Below are 18579 nucleotides of genomic sequence, written 5' to 3'. Positions count from 1 at the left end.
ACAGCCAAGGTGCCTGTCAGCAGAGTGCGATCCGCCCGACCCGGAGGGACTCCCATGCCCGAGAACGACGACGCCATCGTCACCGACCCCAAGTCCGAGGGTGCGGGAGGCTGCCCGGTGGCGCACGGCCGCGCCGCGCACCCGACCCAGGGCGGCGGCAACCGGCAGTGGTGGCCGGACCGGCTGAACCTGAAGATCCTGGCGAAGAACCCGGCCGTGGCGAACCCGCTGGGCGCGGACTTCGACTACCCGGCGGCCTTCGCGTCGCTCGACCTCCCGGCCGTGAAGCGGGACATCGAGACGGTGCTGACCACCTCGCAGGACTGGTGGCCGGCCGACTTCGGCCACTACGGCCCGCTGATCATCCGGATGGCCTGGCACAGCGCCGGCACCTACCGGATCTCGGACGGCCGCGGCGGCGCGGGCGCCGGCCAGCAGCGCTTCGCCCCGCTCAACTCCTGGCCGGACAACGCCAACCTGGACAAGGCCCGCCGCCTGCTCTGGCCGGTGAAGCAGAAGTACGGCCAGTCGCTGTCCTGGGCCGACCTGCTGATCCTGTCGGGCAACGTGGCGCTGGAGTCGATGGGCTTCGAGACCTTCGGCTTCGGCGGCGGCCGGGCGGACGTCTGGGAGGCCGACGAGGACGTGTACTGGGGCCCGGAGACCACCTGGCTGGGTGACGAGCGCTACACCGGCGACCGCCACCTGGAGGAGCCGCTGGGCGCCGTCCAGATGGGCCTGATCTACGTCAACCCGGAGGGCCCGAACGGCAACCCGGACCCGCTGGCGGCGGCCCGCGACATCCGCGAGACCTTCCGCCGGATGGCGATGGACGACGAGGAGACCGTCGCGCTGATCGCGGGCGGCCACACCTTCGGCAAGACCCACGGCGCGGGCCCGGCGGACAACGTGCAGGCCGACCCCGAGGGCGCGCCGATCGAGGAGCAGGGCCTGGGCTGGCGGAGCACGTACGGCTCCGGCAAGGGCGCCGACGCGATCACCTCCGGCCTGGAGGTCACCTGGACCAACACGCCGACCGCCTGGGACAACTCCTTCTTCGAGATCCTGTTCGCCCACGAGTGGGAGCTGACGAAGTCCCCGGCGGGCGCGCACCAGTGGAAGCCGAAGGACGGCGCCGGCGAGGGCACCGTGCCGGACGCGTTCGACCCGGCGAAGAAGCACGCCCCGCAGATGCTCACCACCGACCTGTCGCTGCGCTTCGACCCGGCGTACGAGCAGATCTCCCGCCGCTTCCTGAACGACCCGGCGGCGTTCGCGGACGCCTTCGCCCGGGCCTGGTTCAAGCTGACGCACCGTGACATGGGCCCGGTCGTCCGGTACCTCGGCCCCGAGGTCCCGTCCGAGGAGCTGATCTGGCAGGACCCGCTGCCGACCGCCCAGGGCGAGCCGGTCGACGCGGCGGACGTGGCGGAGCTGAAGGCGAAGCTGCTGGACTCCGGCCTGACGACGGCTCAGCTGGTGTCCACCGCCTGGGCCTCGGCGGCGTCCTTCCGCGGCAGCGACCTGCGCGGCGGCGCGAACGGCGCCCGGGTCCGGCTGGAGCCGCAGCGCGGCTGGGAGGTCAACGACCCGGAGCAGCTGGCGCAGGTGCTGCGGGTGCTGGAGGGCGTGCAGCAGGAGTTCAACGCGCGGGGCGGCAAGCAGGTCTCGCTGGCCGACCTGATCGTGCTGGGCGGCACCGCCGCGGTCGAGGCGGCCGCGAAGGCGGGCGGCGTGGACGTCGAGGTGGCGTTCCGTCCGGGCCGGGTGGACGCGGTGCAGGAGAAGACCGACGTGGAGTCGTTCGCCGCGCTGGAGCCGCGGGCCGACGGCTTCCGCAACTACCAGGGCAAGGACACCCGGCTGCCGGCCGAGTACCTGCTGGTGGACCGGGCGAACCTGCTGAACCTGTCCGCCCCGGAGATGACGGTGCTGGTCGGCGGCCTGCGGGTGCTGGGCGCCAACACCGGCGGTTCGCAGCACGGCGTGCTGACGGAGCGTCCGGGCACGCTGAGCAACGACTTCTTCGTCAACCTGCTGGCGCTGGGCACCACCTGGGCCCCGGCCGGCGAGCAGGGCGTGTACGAGGCGCGGGACGCGGCGGGCACGGTGCAGTGGACCGGCACCCGGGCGGACCTGGTGTTCGGCTCGAACTCGGAGCTGCGGGCGCTGGCCGAGGTGTACGCCTCGGACGACGCGAAGGAGAAGTTCGTGAAGGACTTCGCCGCGGCCTGGACGAAGGTCATGGAGCTGGACCGCTTCGACCTGGTGTGACCGGGTGACGGGAGGGCCCGGAACCGCTTCGGCGGTTCCGGGCCCTCCGGCGTCCTGGGGCGGACCGGCGTGCTCAGGGCCGCAGTTCGAGGGTGCAGCACTTGACGGCGCCGCCGGCCCGGAGCAGTTCGGTGAGGTCGACGCCGATCGGGTGGAAGCCGCGTTCGCGCAGCTGCTCGGCGAGGCCGACGGCGGCCTCGGGGAGCACCACGTTGGCGCCGTCGGAGACCGCGTTCAGGCCGAACACCCGGGCGTCCTCGGGCCCGGCGGTGATCGCGTCGGGGTAGAGGCGCTCCAGCAGGGCCCGGGAGGCGTCGTCGAAGGCCGGCGGGTGGTACATGATCTCGGTGTCGCTGAGCACGGCGAGCGCGGTGTCGAGGTGGTAGTAGCGCGGGTCGACCAGCCGCAGGGTGACCACCTCGCGGTCGAGGAAGGCGGCGGCCTCGGCGTGCGCGGCCGGCTCGGTGCGGAAGCCGGTGCCGGCCAGGATGCGCTCGCCGGCCACCAGCAGGTCGCCCTCGCCCTCGTTGACCTGCTCGGCGTCCCGGACCTCGGTCCAGCCGTTGGCCCGGAACCAGTCGGTGTAGGCGGGGCCCTCGGCGGCGCGCTCGGGGTACCGGAAGCGGGCGCCGTACACCTTGCCGCCGACCACGGTGGCGCCGTTGGCGGCGAACACCATGTCGGGCAGGCCGGGGACGGGGTCGATCAGCTCCACGGTGTGGCCGAGCCGGAGGAACAGCGCGTGCAGCTGGTCCCACTGGGCGAGGGCGGTGCCGGTGTCGGTGGGCTTGGCCGGGTCCATCCACGGGTTGATCGAGTAGTCGACGGTGAAGTGCGCGGGGCGGCACATCAGGTAGCGGCGCGGGGGGGCGGTACGCGGCGACACGGTGGTGTCCTTCCGGGCGGGGCGGCCCGGCCGACGGTCGGTCGGCGGGTCTGCGGTGGGCTGCGACGGGCTACGGGCTGCGGGGCTCAACTGCCGATGGACTGCGGGAAGGTGAACAGTCCGTCCGGGTCGTGGCGGTGCTTGGTGGCCACCAGCCGCGGGTAGTTGGCACCGTAGTAGGCGGTGCGCCACTCCCGAAGGTCCGGATCGGTGAAGTTCAGGTACGCACCGTCGACGGCGTGCGGAACGATCAGGTGGTCGAGCTCCGCCAGCCACGCCAGGTGCGGGGCCGGGTCCTCGCCGGGCAGCCAGGAGGTGTCCAGGCTGACCAGGTACTCGGCGCCGCGGTGGACGAAGGCGGTGGCCTGCGGGTCGACCCGGTTGATCGCGCCGCCCCAGCCGAACAGCGCGAACCCGCAGCCGTCGGGGTTGCCGCTGCGGGGGCGGGCGGCGAGGTGCTCCAGCACGGCGGCGACGGCGGCCGGCGGCAGCGGGTCGGTGGCGAAGTGGGTGCGGACGGCGAACGCGCCGCCGCTGGTCTCGTGCTGCAGGTAGTCCATCGCGTCCCAGAAGTCCCGGTCGGCGATCTCGGCGCGCAGCGGTTCGGCGGCGGCGAACGCGGGGGCGAGCAGCTCGCGCAGTTCGGCGGCCGGGCCGAGGTGCAGGCCGATGGTGGAGACGACGGTGCGGTCGCCGGAGCCGGCCACGCCCAGCCGCAGCGAGGTGCTGTCGGGGGCGCCGCGCATCAGGTCCTGGACGGCGGCGAGGACGGCGGGGGCGTCGGCGGCGTCCCAGAGCAGCAGGCAGGTGGCGGCGGCGGGGGCCTCGACGGCCTGGAAGGTGAGGTCGAGGTTGATCCCGAAGTTGCCTCCGCCGCCGCCCCGGCAGGCCCAGTACAGGTCGTCGTTCTGCTGCGCGTCGCAGGTCAGCACGGTGCCGGCGGCGGTGGCGAGGGTGGTGGCGCGCAGCGTGTCGGCGGTCAGGCCGAGGCGGCGGGAGGTGGCGGCGGAGCCGCCGCCGAGGGCGAGTCCGGCGATGCCGACGCCGGCGCCGTTGCCGAGCGGGAGGGCGAGGCCGTGCGGGCGCAGGGCGGCGTAGAGGGCGCCGGTGAGGGTGCCGCCGCCGACGGTGACCAGGCCGGTGCCGGGGTCGACGGTGATCGTGTCGAGGGCCCGGAGGTCGACCACCAGGCCGGAGTTGACGGAGTGTCCGGCGTAGGAGTGGCCTCCGCCGCGCGGGACGATCGGGACGCCGCTGTCGCGGGCCCAGTCGACGGCGCGCAGCACGTCGGCGCGGTCGGCGGCGCGCAGCACGGCGGCGGGGGCGCGGTGCGCCCAGCGTTCGTTGAAGGCGGCGCTGGAGTCGTGGAAGGCGGTGTCGCCGGGGTGCAGCAGCGGGCCGGTGGTGTGCTTGTCGAGCAGGGCCCAGTCGGGGGCGGTCACGGGGCGACCTCCTCGATGGTGGAGGTGCCGGTGGCGGGGTGGGGGCCGTAGCGCTCCCACTGCTCGTGCAGCCTGATCCGGCCGTCGGGGGTGAGGGTGGGGGTGTTGCGGGTGCGGCCGCAGATCACTTCGCCGCTGTCGAGGACGAAGGTGTAGCCCATGGCGAGGGTGCCGTCGGCCTCCCGGGTGCCGGCGGTCCAGCCGCGCCGGATCGCGCCGCCGGCCACCTCGCCCCAGACCAGGTCGTCCTGCTGGTGGTAGACGGCGACGGTGCGGTGGTCGCCGTCGGGGGCGTGGAAGCGCCGTCCCTCGTAGTCGAGCCCGCGGGGGTTCACGCCTGCCACCAGATGGCGTAGTAGGCGAAGTCCTCGTCGTACGGGTTGGCGACGGCGTGGTCGGTGTCGGCGGGCAGCAGGACCAGGTCGCCGGCGGCGATGGGGTGGCTGCCGCCGTCGGCGGTGCGGACCTCGCCGCGGCCGCTGATGCAGATGAAGAGTTCGCGTTCGGTGTGCTGGTGGGTGTCGGTGAGGTCGCCGGGGCGCAGCACGCACCAGGCGCCGTGGAAGGGGGTGGTCAACTCGCCCCAGGGGTGGAGGAGTTTGAGGTCGAGGCCGTGGGCGCGTTCCAGGCCGGCGGGTTCCTGGCGGCGGATCACCAGGCCGGGCGGCAGGGTGGTTTCGGGCATGGCGGGGCTCCGATTCGAGAGCGTGGCGGGCCGTCGGGGCGCGGCGGGGCGTCAACGGCCGGCGAGGCGTCGGGTGACGGACCGTCGGCGGCGGGTCAGCGGGTCGCGGGTCAGCGGGTGGCGGGTCGGCCGAGGCCGGCGTCGCGGGCCAGCACGATGGCCTGGACGCGGTCGGCGACGCCGAGCTTGCCGAGGATGCCGGAGATCCGGTTGCTGACGGTCTTGGGGGCGAGCGCGAGCTCGCGGGCGATGGCGGTGTTGGAGCGGCCGGCGGCGAGGTGTTCGAGCACGTCGCGTTCGCGGTCGCCGAGTTGCGGGAACGGGTAGCTGCGCGGGCGGGGGCCGGTGCCGATCAGGGTGCCGAGCCGGGCGGCGATGGTGCGGTCGACGATGGCCTCGCCGTTGCCGACGGCGTGGACGCCGCGGACGATCTGTTCGGCGGTGGCGCGTTTGACCAGGTAGCCGCGGGCGCCGGCGTGGAAGGCGGCGACCACGGCCCGGTCGTCGTCGGAGGCGCTGAAGACCAGGACGCCGGTGTCGGGGGCGAGCCGCAGGATCTGGCCGATCATCCGCACGCCCGCGGTGTCGTCCAGTTGCGGGTCGAGGACCAGGACGTCGGGGCGGTGCCGGGCGGTGGCGGCGAGGAGTTCACCGGCGGTGCCCGCCTCGCCGACCACCGTCGCGCCGCCGGTCGCCTCGACCATGGAGCGGACGCCCTGCCGGACGGCCGGCTGGCCGTCGGCGAGCAGCACGGTCAGCGGTGCGGTGCTCCCGTGCTGGTTCATCGTCCCCTCGCGGCGTGTGGTGGGCGGCAGAGGCGGTGCGCCGTCGGGGAGTGGTGATCACCGGCGGTGACGGTTCCGTCGCTTCAGCATGGTCCGGTCAAGGTCCTTACTCAAGTGTTCAATGTCATACAGGAGTTGGCAGATGTGACGATTCGGCGGCCCCGCCCAGGGGCTTGCCCTCGCGGGCCCGGCGCATGATCTCCTCGCGGCCGCGCCAGTGCGACCAGAACGCCCCGGTGTAGCCGAGGCCGCCGAGGCTGGTGAGGAACGGGTTGTCGGCGTAGTTGTTGTCGTGCTCGCTCATGCCCTCGACGGTGGGCAGCATGACGCGGTGGTGGTCGGCCGGGTCGATCAGCGCCCACAGGTCGTGGACGGCGCCGTGCCAGCGCTCCTCGGGGTCGGCGGCCCGGGCCGGGTCGGGCAGCAGGTCCGGCGAGAACCAGCAGACCAGCCGGAAGTTGCCGTGCTCGTCGAACATGAACTGCCGCTCGTACTCGGCCGGGGAGGCGCACATCCGGAGCGGCTTGAGCACGATCGGGCCGCTCGCGGTGTTGGACTGCAGGCCGGGGACGGTGCGCACGCCCGCGCACTGCTCGGCGATGTCGATGCCCATCGGGGTGTAGGGGAACAGCCGCAGGCCGAGCGAGAAGCCGGTGACGGTGGCGTCCAGCGCCATGAAGGCGTCGACGCAGGCGCGGACCGTCTCGGGGGTCTCCCCCGGCATCCCGAACAGCGCCTCGACCATGGTGAGGATGCCGCGCTCGTGGCAGAGCCGGACCAGCCGCTCGGTGTCCTCGAAGCTGTAGTAGGTGCCGCCCTTCTCGGTGACCTTCCAGCCGCTGAGCAGTTCGGGGCGGATGTGGTCGCTGCCGACGTTGACGCCCCGGCAGCCGGCCGCGGCCAGCAGGTCGGCGAACTCCTCGTCGAACGGGCTGGGCTGGCAGTACACCCACAGCCGCAGGTCCTTCAGCGGGTTGTCCGGGTCGGCGTGCCGGCGGCGGACGATCTCGCGGAGCAGGTTCTTGGCGTGCGCGATCGACAGGTTGAACTCGCTGTCGGTGGTGTGCTGGTCCAGGATGCCCTGGGCGGCCAGCGACTCCATCTCGTCGACCACCGCGGCGAGGTCGCGCCGCCCGTAGCTGACGCCCTTGGCGTCGGGTTCGACGCAGTGCGAGCAGCGGTAGGCGCAGCCGTTCTTGGTGAGGATCGAGCCGAGGCCGCCGCGCCGGTAGTACTGCAGGTTGTCGACCCGGTGCGGGACGCCGGAGCGCCGCCGGTAGACGGACTCCCGGTCGACCTGCCAGACCCGGGGCTCGAACTGGCCGGTGGGGTCGGCCTCCCGGGTCTCGCCGTGGCGGACCGTCAGGAACGCGGGCGGCACCCGGACGGCGCCGTGCTCGGTGTTGCGGATCAGTCCGGCGATGCCCTCGGTGGAGCGGCCCTCGGCGATCGCCGCGGCCAGCTCGCAGAGGATCTTCTCGCCGGGGCCCTTGACGCCGTACTCGATGCCGAAGTACTCGACCAGGGCGAACGGCATGGTGGAGAAGCCGATGCCGCCGCCGACCACGGGCGCGTCGGTGAGCCGGCGGATCTCGGTGATGATCTCGCGGTGCTCACCGACGAACGGGCGCTGCTCGAAGGCGTAGACGGTGTCGGTGTTGCGGACGGTGACGCCGACCAGCAGCGGGTCGCGTTCGGCGAAGTACTCGTGCAGGCAGGTCTTCCAGTCGTCGCGGCGGAAGGTCAGGTCGAGGACCTCCACCTCGAAGCCGGCGTCCTCCAGAGCGGTGGTGAGCACGTCGAGGGCGTACGGGGCGATCGGCGGGTGCACCTTGTTGGGGTTCACCAGTAGAACGGGTCTGCTCATGGGTTCCCTCCCCGGTGGGCCGTGCAGTGGTTGCGGTGGTGCGTCGTGCGATGGTGCGTGGCGGTGCGTCGTGCGATGGTGCGTCGTGCGATGGTGCGTGGCGGTGCGTCGTGCGGTGGTGCGTGGCGGTGCGTCAGACGATGCCGAGGCTGATGCCGAACTCGGGCTCGCCGCCGATCAGGTAGGCGCCGGCGGACTGCAGGATGCGGTCCTGCGCGACCAGGTGCTGGACCAGCACGGTGGTGTCGCGCAGCCAGCGGTCCATCGGCGAGGTGCGGAAGATCGACCAGGTCTGCAGCAGGTCGTAGAGCCGGGCGACGATGTCGCGGGCGGCCCGGAAGGCGTGCAGCCAGGAGAGCGGGGAGGCGGCCCGCTCGGTGGGGGTGAGGTCGTCCAGGGTGCCGCCGGCCGCCAGCACCTCCCACTGGCGCCGCATCGCGCCGTAGACGCCCTCCCGGGCGGCGTTGAACTCGGCCTCGCAGCGGGCGAGTTCGGTCTGCACCCGCCAGCTGTCGGCCCACGGCTGCCCGGCCATCCGGTCGTACCGGGTGGAGGCGACCTCGCGGGCGTGGTCGAGCGCGGCCCGGGCCACCCCGAGCGGGACGCCGCACATGGCGCGGGTGAAGGAGTCGGGCTGGGTGAGCGGGCCGGGGGCGCTCTGCGGGGTGGCGAAGGTGTAGGTGTGCTCCTCGGGCACGAACACGTCGGTGACGGTGTAGTCGCAACTGCCGCTGCCGCACAGGCCGGTGGTGTCCCAGTTGTCGATCACCTCGACCTCGGCGCGCGGGACCAGGAACTGCCGGGAGTCGTGCCGGTGCTTGCTGCCGGGGGCGGCCCACGGCTCGCCGTCCTGGAAGATGAACGCCCCGGAGGTGACCCAGTCGGCGTGCTTGACGCCGGAGCCGAACGACCAGCGGCCGCTGAGCCGGAAGCCGCCGGGGACGCGCTCGGCCCGGCCGGCCGGCTGGAGCAGGCCGGCCACCACCAGGTCGGGGCGGGAGAACACCTCCTTGGCGACGGCCGGGTCGAGGAAGTTGGCGTAGATGCCGGTGTTGGCGCCGATCACGGCGCACCAGGCGGCGGAGGCGTCGCCGTAGGCGAGCGCCTCGACCACCTCGGTCTGCTCCATCGAGGTCAGGCCGGGGCCGCCCCGGTCGGGGCCGAAGCACATGCCGAACACGCCGGTGCCACGCAGCAGTTCGACCACCTCGGCGGGCAGGGTGCGGTTGGCCTCGATCTCGGGGGCGCGTTCGCGCAGCAGCGGTGCCAGGTCCCGGGCCCGCCGCAGGATCTCCGATGACATGTCGTCACTTTCGTTAGAAGGCTTCACGGGCGTGACAGGTCGTCACGCGGATGCCGCACGGGCGTCAGCGCTGCAGGCCGAGGCTGATCCGGAACAGCGGGGGCCGGCCGAGCAGGTAGGCGCCGACCGACTCCAGCACGGCGTCCTGGGCGGTGAGGTTCTGGCACATGACGGCGGTGTCGCGCAGCCAGCGGTCCATCGGCGAGGAACGGAAGATCGACCAGGTCTGCAGCAGGTCGTAGAGCCGCCGGACGATCTCCCGGCAGGCCCGGAAGGCGTGCAGCCAGGCCAGCGGCGGGGCGGCCCGCTCGGTCGGGGTGAGGTCGTCCAGGGTGCCGCCGACCGCCAGCACCTCCCACTGGCGCCGCAGCGCGCCGTACACGCCCTCCCGGGCGGCGTTGAACTCGGCCTCGCAGGAGGCGAGTTCGGTCTGCACCCGCCAGCTGTCGGCCCACGACTGCCCGGCCATCCGGTCGTACCGGGTGGACGCGACCTCGCGGGCGTGGTCGAGCGCGGCCCGAGCCACCCCGAGCGGGACGCCGCACAGCGCCCGCATGAAGGAGTCGGGCTGGCCGAGCGGGCTGGGCTCGGCGCGGGTCTCGTAGAAGGTGAAGGTGCGGTTCGCGGGCACGAACACGTCGGTCATCGTGTAGTCGCAACTGCCGGTCCCGCGCAGGCCGGTGGTGTCCCAGTTCTCCACCACCACGACCTCGGAGCGCGGCACCAGGAACTGCAGCGAGTCGTGCGCGTGCTCGCTGCCGGGGGCGGCCCACGGCTCGCCGTCCTGGAAGATGAACGCCCCGGAGGTGACCCAGTCGCTGTGCTTGATGCCGGAGCCGAACGGCCAGCGGCCGCTGAGCCGGTAGCCGCCGGGCACCCGCTCGGCCCGGCCGGCCGGGGCGAGCACGCCCGCGGTGATCAGGTCGAGGCTCGGGTAGACCTCCTTGACCACCGACTGGTCGAGGAAGTTGGCCAGCAGCCCGCTGTTGGCACCGATCACGCCGCACCAGGCGGCGGAGGCGTCGCCGTACGCCAGCGCCTCGACCACGGCCAGCTGCTCCGTCGAGGTCAGTTCGGGGCCGCCCCACGCGCGGGCGAAGCACATCCGGAACACCCCGGTGCCGCGCAGCAGTTCGACCACGTCGGCGGGCAGGGTGCGGTTCTCCTCGATGGCGGCGGCGCGTTCGCGCAGCAGCGGGGCGGCCTGCTTCGCCCGGGCCAGCACCTCGGCCGCGTCCTGCGGCGGCCCGGCCCACGGTGCGGCGCTCACTCGTCCACGTCCAGCAGTCCGGCGGGCATCGCGAACGGGGCGTCGGGGTCGGCGGGGCCGACCGCGGAGACGGCGAGGTCGACCAGCGCGGCGGCCGCGGTCAGGCGCTGCTCGCAGTCGGCGACGGTGTCGGCCTCGCAGATCACGAAGGAGTGCCGGGCCAGGTAGCCGCCGGGGGGCAGCCGGAGCACGGTGCCGGGCGGGGCCATCGGCGCGGCGTGCACCAGGCCCGGGGCGGCGCCGGGCTCCGGCAGTGCGATGTCCTCCAGCCGGCAGTCCTCCTCGGGGTAGCCGAACCGGATGCCGGCCACCCGGGCCCGGGTCGGGGTGATCTCCGGGCGGCGGCCGACGGCGACGTCGAACAGCACCTCGCCGGGTTCCAGGCCGGTGGCGATCCGGCCGAGCAGCGGGATCAGGTCGCCGCCGAGCCGCCCGTTGACCTCGATGATCAGCGGGCCGTCGGGGGTGAGCCGCAGCTCGGTGTGGGTGATGCCGTCCTCGACGCCGAGGGCGCGGTGCGCGTCGGCGAGCACGGCCAGCAGCGCGGGGTCGGCGAGCAGCGGGTCGGCGGCGTCGACGATGTGGCCGACCTCCTCGAAGTACGGCTCGTCGCTGCTGTACTTGCGGGCCAGGAACAGCGGCAGGTACTCGCCCTTGTGGACGGCGCCGTCGATGCTGATCTCCGGTCCGCCCGCGTAGCCCTCGACGATGACGGCGGCCCGGTAGGGGCCGGGGTCGACCTGGCTGGCGGAGAGCGCGGTGGCGAACGCCGCGTCGAGTTCGGCCCGGTCGGCGGCGTGCACGACGCCGATCGAGGCGCCCATGGCGCGCGGCTTGAGCACCACGGGGTAGCCGATCCGCTCGGCGGCGGCGCGGGCCGCGTCCAGGTCGGTGGTGAGGGCGAAGCCGGGCTGGTGCTGGCCGGCCTCGGTGAGCACGCTGCGGGTGCGCTCCTTGTCGCGGACGCCGCGGACGCCGCGCTCGGACAGGCCGGGGACGCCGAGTTCGGCAGCCAGCAGTCCGGCGTCCAGCACCAGCGGCTCGTCCCAGCAGAGCAGGCCGACCACGTGGCGGCGGGCGGCGATCTCCCGGACGGTGGCGTTCATGGTGGCGGTGTCGAAGACGTTGGCGACCACGATCTCGTCGAAGTACTCCTGCTGCCAGGTCGGCCGCAGGTTGTTGACCAGGACCAGGTCCAGGCCGGCCGCCCGGGCCCGGCGGCTCATCGGGCCGACCAGGTACTCGCGGTACTCCTTGAGGCCGCTGCCGATCACCAGCAGCGTTCCGCCGGTGGTTTCCTGACGGTCCGTCACAGCTCCTCCCCGGTGGTGTCGAGGTCGATCCGGACCGAGTCGGCGGCCTCGTCGGCGAGCCGGCGGGCGTCGGCGGGGGTGTCGGCGAGGGTGGTGACGATGCCGAAGCGGTCCCAGGAGCTGCGCAGCCCGCCGGTGCGGTGGCCGACCACGATGCCGACGGCCAGCTGCACGCCCTCGCGCTCCCCGGCCTCCTCCAGTCCGTGCACGGCGGTGATGGTGCCGGGCGTGTCGGAGGCGAAGAACCGGGCGGCGGCGGCCCGTTCGGCCCGCTCGGGCAGCGGGTCGACCGGCTCGCCGCTCATCAGGGTGTAGTAGGCGCGCACCAGTTGGACGGGGTAGGCGGCCTCGATCAGGTCGACGATGGAGTCGCCGGGGAAGCGGCCGGCGCACTCGACCAGCACCGGGACGCCGTCCTCCAGGATCCACTCGCAGTGCAGCACGCCGTCGCCGAAGCCGACGGCGGCGACCAGCCGCTCGGTCTCGGCGACCAGCGCCTTGTGCTGGTCCTCGGGCAGGTCGGCGGGGACGGTGTGGCCGGCCTCGACCGGGTACGGGCCGGGGAACAGCACCTTGCCGGTGGTGTTGGCGAACACCGGGCGGCCGGCCCGGACCAGCATCTCGACGCTGTACTCCGGCCCGCTGACGAAGCGTTCGGCCAGCATCGAGTGCTGGATGGGGCGGTCCGGGACGAACGGGCCCTCGTCCTGGACCAGGCCGAACTCCCAGGCCGCGGCGGCCTCTTCGGGGGTGCGGAGGACCCGGGTACCGACCGAGCCCTGCCGGTTGGCGGGCTTGAGCACCACCGGGCCGGGGTTGCGGGCCGCGAAGTCCGCCAGCTCGGCGGCGCTGCGGACCGGCTCGGAGGCCGGGTTGGCGATCCCCGCGGCGGCCGCGACGGTGCGCAACTGGTGCTTGTCGCGCAGCAGTTGGGCCGCGCCGAGGCCGGCGCCGGGCAGGCCGTAGCGCTCGGCGAGCCGGGCCACGAACGGCACCGCGTACTCGACCGCGGGGATCACCGCGGCCGGGTCGAGGTCGGGGTGGGCGGCGAAGAAGGCGTCGGCCCGGCCGGGCAGGTGGTACTCCCACTCGATCAGGCCGCGGGCGTACTCGACCTCCTTCAGCGCCTCGGCGACGTTGCGCTTGCGGGCGACGTCCGGCTCCTCGATGTAGATCACCGAGTCGGCGGGCTGGAAGGCGGCGATGCCGCCGACCGCGAACGCGGACCAGCCGACGATCAGCACCGGCCGGCGGGGCGTGTCCTGACTGCTCATACCGTCTCTCCTACGGGGTCGGGATCGGGATCGGTCTTCTGCTCTGCCTGCTGCTCGGCGGCGGCCCGCAGGTCCGCCCGGTGCTTGATGCCGACCACCGCCAGCACTCCGGCGAGGCCGTTGACGACGGCCATCAGCACCCAGAAGCCGGCGTGCAGGTGGGTCCAGGCCCAGACGCCGAACAGCGGGCCGACCGCCGAGGCCAGGCCGGCCGCGGCCTGCATGGTGCCGAGGTAGCGGGCCTTGGACTCGTCCGGGAAGGTCGCCGGGTGGGCGAACATGCTGGGGCCGGCGATCATCAGGCCGCTGACCGCGAGCACCGCGCCGAACAGCACGAACGCCCCGGAGTGCACGGCCAGGCCGTACACCGCGAGCCCGACGGAGTTGACCAGGTGGCCGACGCCGACCGCGAGATAGGTGGGGATGCGGGTGATGTACGAGGTGATCTTCAGTTCGCAGGTGATCAGCACCAGCGAGGAGGCCGTCAGCACGGCGCTGTACAGGCCGGTCGAGTAGCCGTCGTGGACGATCTCCAGCGGCAGCGAGATCGCCGACTGCACGTAGGCGACGGTGCCGAGCATCACGGCGGCCAGGTAGGCCAGGTACGCCTTGTCGCGGAGCATCGCGGCGTACGCGGCCCGGCCGCCGGAGCGCCGCTCGGCGGCGTCCTGCGGCTCCCGCTCGGGGACCGCGTGCCGGGGCAGCAGGCGGAAGGCGAGCGCCGCGTAGACCAGGGTGGTGGCGCCGTCGATCCAGAACAGCAGGTCCCAGTCGAGCAGGATCACCCCGGCGGCGATCAGCGGGGCCAGCGCCGCACCGGTGTTGAGGGCGATCCGCATCATCGAGAACGCCATCACCTGGTACCGCTCCGGCATCAGGTCGCTGAGCAGCACCGCCGCGGCGGGCCGGTACGCCTGGGCGAACAGGCCGGCCAGTGCGACGGCCAGCAGCAGCGGGACGGTCAGCCCGGGCTTCGCCAGCAGCGGCAGCACCGCCACCAGCGGGGCGGAGCCGGCCATCGCCGCGACGATGGTGGTGCGGGCGCCGAGCCGCTGGGTGATCTCCCCGCCGAGCACGGTGCCGAACACGGTGCCCAGGCTGTACGCGCCGAGGGCGAGTCCGGCGGTGCCGTCGGACATGCCCCGGTGCGTCAGGTAGAGCACCAGGAAGGTCTGGACGAACGCGCCCAGCTGGTTGACCAGTACCCCGCCGAGCAGGTACCGGACGGTGGTCGGGGTGGCCCTGAGGGTGTCGAGGACACCGATGGGGCTTTCGTCGGTCATGCCGCCTCCTGGAGCGCCGCAGTGATCCGCTCCGCGACCAGCGGAGCGGTGGAGAACCCGCTCCCCCCGCAGGCGGCCCGGGTCCACAGGCCCGGGGAGACCCGGACCAGTCGCGGACCGCCGGTGGCGGTGTCCGCGGTGTAGTGGCATACCCGAATGCCGGCCACCGGGCAACGTTCCAGGTCAGGGAGGATCGATTCGGCCATCAGACGCTCCACGTAAGGGAGTTGGTCCTCGCCGCGGCTGTCCGTGTGCTCGACCGGGCGGCACACCGAGTCGGAGGAGAGCTTGAGCAGGGTGCCCGCGCCCGGGGGCAGCACCCAGCCCCGCCCGTCCCGGCCGAGGCCGCCCGCGGCGGGCGCCCCGTCCCACCGGTCGCCGCCCGGCGGTCGGCCCAGGTAGAGCATGGTCTGCCGGTACAGGGTGACCTGACCGGCCGTCAGCCGCCGGGTCCACGGGCCGCCGGCCAGCAGCGCCAGGTCGCCCCGGACCACCTCGCCGGTGTCCAGCACGATCCGCCCGGAGCCGGTGAACACCGAGCGGACCGTGCTGTGCGGGCGCAGCTCCACCCCGGGCCGGACGGACAGCCAGCGGGCGGCGGCCCGCAGCACCCGGTCGGCGAGCAGCACCCCGCCGGTCCGCTCACGGACCGCGACGGTGCCCTCGGGCATTCCCAGCGGCGGCAGTTGACCCTCCGTCGGGAGGTCGACCGGGACGCCGGCCTTCTCGGCCTCGTTCAGCAGTTCGTCGAGCCGGTCCGCGGGCCAGGCGGTGAGCACCCCGACCCGGCGGTACAGCGCGGCGCCGAGCAGCTGCTCCAGCTCCTCCCAGTGGCGGTGCGCGGCCAGCCGGCGGGCGGTGCCGTCGGGGTCGCCGGGGAGCAGGGTGCGGATGGCGCGGTGCTGGTCGTGCGAGGTGGCGTCGGGGTTGGGCACCGGGCCGCGTTCCAGCACGGTGACCCGGTGCCCGGCCCGGGCGCAGGCGACGGCGGTCAGCAGCCCGGTGACCCCGGCGCCGACCACCACCACGTGCGCGGCGGCGCTCCTGCTCACCGTCCGCCGCCGCGGACGCGGGTCGCCAGCCGGGGCAGCGGGCGGGGGTGGACGGTGGTGGCGGTGTGCGCGGCGGGCACCGCGGGGTCGGGCAGCGCCTCGGCGCCGAGGTCGACCAGCAGCGGGGCGGCGCAGCGCAGGAACAGGTCGAGCTCGTGCCAGAAGTCGCCGGCGTCGGCGTCGGTGACCTCCCAGCGGTCGAGCCGGCCGAGCTGCTCGGTGAGGGTGAACGCGGCGGCGCTGAGGCTGAACCGGCGCGGGCGCAGCGCGGCGGCGAAGCGTTCGGCGATCAGCGCGGCGGCGTGCCGGGAGCGGTCGCCGATCGGCAGCGGGCCGCGTCCGAGGTACGCCTCGGCCTTCTCGGCGACCCGGTTCCAGGGTTCGACCAGGCGCTGCCCGCAGACCCGGTCCATCGCGGCCCGGGTGAAGTTGGTGCGCTGGAAGTCCGGTCCGGTGGCGGCGAGGTAGTAGCGGACCAGGTCGCGCGGGACCTCGGCGGTGAGCTGGCGGCCCGTCACCACGTGGCCGCGGCTGGTGGAGAACTTGTCGCTGTCGAGTTCGTAGAACTCGTTGGTGACGAAGTGGGCGGGCAGCGCGAGCCCGCCGAGGGCGAGCAGCATGGCGGTGCCGGCCAGCGCGAAGGCGAAGCTGGCGTCGGAGCCGAAGAAGTAGACCACCTCGGGCCCGGCCTCGGCGGCCCAGTGCCGCTCCTCGTCGCCGGGGACCTCGCCGCGGGCCTCGGCGGCCAGTTCGACGGTGTGCAGGCTCCAGGCCACGGTCTCGGTGTCGGAGTACAGCACCTGGCCGGGGGTCTCGGCGAACGGGGCGGGGATGCCCCAGTCGATCGGCAGGGTGATCGGGTAGTCGGGCAGCCGGCGGGCCATCAGCTCCTCGACCAGCTGGGCGAGCCGGGGCCGCATGGTGGGGGCGAGCCGGGCGAAGTACGAGGCCAGGGCGGCCCGGTGCTCCTCCAGCGGCAGCACCAGCACCTCGCACTCGCGCAGTTCGACGGCGAGTTCGGGGTGACGGGTGGAGCGCGGGTCGATCAGCTCGCCGGAGGCGATCCAGTGGCCGCAGCTCTCGCACAGCCCGGCGCAGCCCTCGGCCAGGCAGACCGGGCAGCCGCCGCGCACGTAGGCGTCGGTGAGGTACTCGCCGGTGGCCGGCAGGTACGGGAACCGCACCTTGCGGAGCCTCAGGTGGCCCTCGCCGTGCAGCCGTTCGAAGAAGCGGCGGACGGTCTTCAGGTAGCGGTCGTCGAAGCGGACGAAGCCGTCCGGGACGATGCCGGCCGCGCCGAGGGTGGCCTCGACCTGTTCGGCGGCGCGCAGCCGCAGTTCCTCGGGCTGTTCGCCGAGCCGGCGGGCGGTGGTGACGATGTAGTTCTGGGTGAAGTGCACGCCGGTGCCGAACAGGGTGTCGCGGCCGGTGGCGCGGGCCCAGCGGGCGCACACGTCGGCGGACAGGAACGGCCCGGCCAGGTGGCCCAGGTGCAGGTCCCCGTTGGCGGTGGGGCCGGGGGCGACGACCAGCAGCGCGCCCATCAGCGGGCAGCCCCGGCTTCGGCGGTGCGGGTGCCGGTGCGGGTGCCGGTGCGTGCTTCGGCGGCCAGGCCGTGGCGGTCCAGCAGGTCGCCGGTGATGTCGCGGGCCCGGTGGGCGAGCACGCTGATCAGCGAGTCGGCGATGCCGTGGGTGGCCTCGTTGACGCCCTGGAGGTAGAGCGCGGCCTCGGTGCCCGCCCCGAGGTCGACCCGATAGTCGCGGCTGACGGTGACCCCGTCCAGCCCGGCCTTCTCGGTCAGCTCCCGTACCAGCGCGGGCATCCGGCTGTCGTAGCCGGTGCCGAGCAGGACCAGGTCGCAGCGGTGCTCGGCGGTCTTGCCGGTGCGCCGGTCGCGCAGTTCCAGCACGACCTCGCCGTCCTCCTCGCGGGCGGCGAGCACCTCGGTCATCGCCCGGACCTCGGCCCGGCCGGTGCCGATCATCTTCTCCCGGTAGAGCAGCATGTACAGCTCGTCCAGGAACGGCGGGGCGAGGGCGGCGTAGTTGGTGAACCGCATCTCGTCGAGCACCTGGGCCCGGGTCTCGGCCGGGGCCTCGTAGAACTCGTCGACGAAGGACGGGTAGAACAGCTCGTTGACGAACTTGCTGGTCTGGTAGTTCTGCAGGCCGATCGAGCGGACCAGCATGGTGACGGTGGAGTTCGGCAGGTTCTCGTACAGGGCCATGAACATCTCGGCGGCGCTCTGCGCGCCGCCGATCACCACGGTGCGCAGCGGCGCGTTCTTGTCGACGGCGTTGATCCGGCTGCGGAACCGGGCGCTGTGCACGATCCGCTCGGCGGGCAGGTCGGCGAAGACCGCCGGGATGTGCATGTCGCGGCCCGCGCCGACGACCAGGTCGCGGCAGTGGATGGTGTCGCCGTCGGCGAGGGTGACCGTCCAGCCGGCCAGCTTCCCGTCGGCGTCGTAGCGGGGCTCGGTGGAGGTGGCCTTCGCGTCGTAGCGGATCCGCACCTTCTCCAGCGACTTGGCGACCCACTGGAGGTAGTCGGAGAACTCCCAGCGGTGCGGGTGGAAGGTGCCCAGGTTGATGAACTGGTCGAGCCGGTCGTGCTGGTGCAGGAAGTTCAGGAACGAGAACCGGCTGCGCGGGTCGCGCAGGGTCACCAGGTCCTTCAGGAAGGACACCTGGCTGCGGGCCCAGGGCATCAGCAGGTCGCGCTGCCACTTGATGTCCGGGGCCTGCTCCAGCAGCAGGGTGCGCTCGGCCAGTTCGGCCGATCCGCTCTCCTCGATCGCGGCCGCGAGGGCCAGGTTCGCCGGGCCGGCGCCGATCGCCAGTACGCCCACCTCTAGGTCAGCCACACTTCCCCCTCGTGAACTCGGGTGCGGCCAGGGGGGATTCGTCCGCCCCTGCCGCTTCGTCGGCAGTTCCTGATCGCGTGCTCGCCGCGGCCCGCCCGCCCCGTCCGGTTCCCGCTCGGTTTCCGCGCGGGTTCCGTTCGGGTTTCGCTCGGGTTCTGCTCGCGGCCTCGTCGCGTCGAGAAACCTAGGAAGCCGGGCTTCCCCGCGGATAGGGCGTTCTTCCCGGCCGCCCGGGAACTTCGGGACGGGCACGGGAAGGGCCCCGGGACGGTCGTC

15 protein-coding genes are annotated in these 18579 nt (G+C 73.6%); 1 reads left to right on the top strand and 14 read right to left on the bottom strand.

Features of this window, described 5'->3' with window-relative positions; genetic code table 11:
• The first annotated feature begins 54 nt into the window (after positions 1-54).
• Positions 55-2274, top strand: a complete 2220-nt coding sequence (katG, locus tag ACIQBJ_RS18945; protein ID WP_400711133.1) for a catalase/peroxidase HPI — start codon at positions 55-57, stop codon at positions 2272-2274.
• 73 nt (positions 2275-2347) lie between these two features.
• On the opposite strand, the gene ddaH is transcribed toward katG, so the two are convergent.
• The 14 genes from ddaH to ACIQBJ_RS18875 form a co-directional block, all read right to left on the bottom strand.
• Entirely contained in the window at positions 2348-3160 is an 813-nt protein-coding gene (gene ddaH, locus ACIQBJ_RS18940; RefSeq protein WP_400711130.1) for a dimethylargininase, read from the bottom strand.
• A gap of 86 nt (positions 3161-3246) precedes the next feature.
• On the bottom strand, positions 3247-4602 hold the full coding sequence (locus ACIQBJ_RS18935) for an FAD-binding oxidoreductase (RefSeq protein ID WP_400711127.1): 1356 nt from the start codon (positions 4600-4602) through the stop codon (positions 3247-3249).
• Positions 4599-4937 (bottom strand): hypothetical protein, encoded by a 339-nt coding sequence (locus ACIQBJ_RS18930; protein WP_400711124.1) that lies wholly within the window; start codon positions 4935-4937, stop codon positions 4599-4601. Before ACIQBJ_RS18930 ends, ACIQBJ_RS18935 begins: the two co-directional genes overlap by 4 nt.
• Positions 4934-5287, bottom strand: coding sequence for a cupin domain-containing protein (locus tag ACIQBJ_RS18925; protein WP_400711121.1), 354 nt, complete (start codon positions 5285-5287; stop codon positions 4934-4936). Before ACIQBJ_RS18925 ends, ACIQBJ_RS18930 begins: the two co-directional genes overlap by 4 nt.
• 110 nt (positions 5288-5397) lie before the next feature.
• Positions 5398-6072, bottom strand: a complete 675-nt coding sequence (locus ACIQBJ_RS18920) for a response regulator (protein WP_400711118.1) — start codon at positions 6070-6072, stop codon at positions 5398-5400.
• Between the two features lie 124 nt (positions 6073-6196).
• Positions 6197-7939: a tryptophan 2-C-methyltransferase gene (gene tsrT, locus ACIQBJ_RS18915; RefSeq protein WP_400711115.1), complete on the bottom strand. Its 1743-nt coding sequence runs from the start codon at positions 7937-7939 to the stop codon at positions 6197-6199.
• 133 nt (positions 7940-8072) lie between these two features.
• Complete coding sequence (locus tag ACIQBJ_RS18910; RefSeq protein WP_400711112.1) at positions 8073-9242, bottom strand: acyl-CoA dehydrogenase family protein; 1170 nt, start codon at positions 9240-9242, stop codon at positions 8073-8075.
• Between the two features lie 64 nt (positions 9243-9306).
• Positions 9307-10512, bottom strand: coding sequence for an acyl-CoA dehydrogenase family protein (locus tag ACIQBJ_RS18905; RefSeq protein ID WP_400711109.1), 1206 nt, complete (start codon positions 10510-10512; stop codon positions 9307-9309).
• Positions 10509-11825, bottom strand: a complete 1317-nt coding sequence (locus ACIQBJ_RS18900; protein ID WP_400711106.1) for an ATP-grasp domain-containing protein — start codon at positions 11823-11825, stop codon at positions 10509-10511. The genes ACIQBJ_RS18905 and ACIQBJ_RS18900 overlap by 4 nt, the downstream gene beginning before the upstream one ends.
• Positions 11822-13099: an ATP-grasp domain-containing protein gene (locus ACIQBJ_RS18895; RefSeq protein ID WP_400711103.1), complete on the bottom strand. Its 1278-nt coding sequence runs from the start codon at positions 13097-13099 to the stop codon at positions 11822-11824. Before ACIQBJ_RS18895 ends, ACIQBJ_RS18900 begins: the two co-directional genes overlap by 4 nt.
• Entirely contained in the window at positions 13096-14382 is a 1287-nt protein-coding gene (locus ACIQBJ_RS18890; RefSeq protein ID WP_400711100.1) for an MFS transporter, read from the bottom strand. Before ACIQBJ_RS18890 ends, ACIQBJ_RS18895 begins: the two co-directional genes overlap by 4 nt.
• Positions 14379-15434, bottom strand: a complete 1056-nt coding sequence (locus ACIQBJ_RS18885; protein WP_400711097.1) for an NAD(P)/FAD-dependent oxidoreductase — start codon at positions 15432-15434, stop codon at positions 14379-14381. Before ACIQBJ_RS18885 ends, ACIQBJ_RS18890 begins: the two co-directional genes overlap by 4 nt.
• Positions 15431-16978: a class I tRNA ligase family protein gene (locus ACIQBJ_RS18880; protein WP_400711094.1), complete on the bottom strand. Its 1548-nt coding sequence runs from the start codon at positions 16976-16978 to the stop codon at positions 15431-15433. The genes ACIQBJ_RS18885 and ACIQBJ_RS18880 overlap by 4 nt, the downstream gene beginning before the upstream one ends.
• Positions 16978-18303, bottom strand: coding sequence for a lysine N(6)-hydroxylase/L-ornithine N(5)-oxygenase family protein (locus ACIQBJ_RS18875; protein WP_400711091.1), 1326 nt, complete (start codon positions 18301-18303; stop codon positions 16978-16980). The genes ACIQBJ_RS18880 and ACIQBJ_RS18875 overlap by 1 nt, the downstream gene beginning before the upstream one ends.
• Positions 18304-18579 lie beyond the last annotated feature (276 nt).

The sequence above is a fragment of the Kitasatospora sp. NPDC088391 genome, assembly GCF_044753345.1.
In the GTDB taxonomy this organism is placed as follows: domain Bacteria; phylum Actinomycetota; class Actinomycetes; order Streptomycetales; family Streptomycetaceae; genus Kitasatospora.
This window is presented reverse-complemented; position numbering and strand designations above follow the sequence as displayed.

Coding starts and splice junctions, on each gene's coding strand:
- tsrT (WP_400711115.1), bottom strand. CDS start 7,939: ATGAGCAGACCCGTTCTACTGGTGAACCCCAACAAGGTGCACCCGCCG.
- ACIQBJ_RS18895 (WP_400711103.1), bottom strand. CDS start 13,099: ATGAGCAGTCAGGACACGCCCCGCCGGCCGGTGCTGATCGTCGGCTGG.
- ACIQBJ_RS18920 (WP_400711118.1), bottom strand. CDS start 6,072: ATGAACCAGCACGGGAGCACCGCACCGCTGACCGTGCTGCTCGCCGAC.
- ACIQBJ_RS18910 (WP_400711112.1), bottom strand. CDS start 9,242: ATGTCATCGGAGATCCTGCGGCGGGCCCGGGACCTGGCACCGCTGCTG.
- ACIQBJ_RS18880 (WP_400711094.1), bottom strand. CDS start 16,978: ATGGGCGCGCTGCTGGTCGTCGCCCCCGGCCCCACCGCCAACGGGGAC.
- ACIQBJ_RS18890 (WP_400711100.1), bottom strand. CDS start 14,382: ATGACCGACGAAAGCCCCATCGGTGTCCTCGACACCCTCAGGGCCACC.
- ACIQBJ_RS18925 (WP_400711121.1), bottom strand. CDS start 5,287: ATGCCCGAAACCACCCTGCCGCCCGGCCTGGTGATCCGCCGCCAGGAA.
- katG (WP_400711133.1), top strand. CDS start 55: ATGCCCGAGAACGACGACGCCATCGTCACCGACCCCAAGTCCGAGGGT.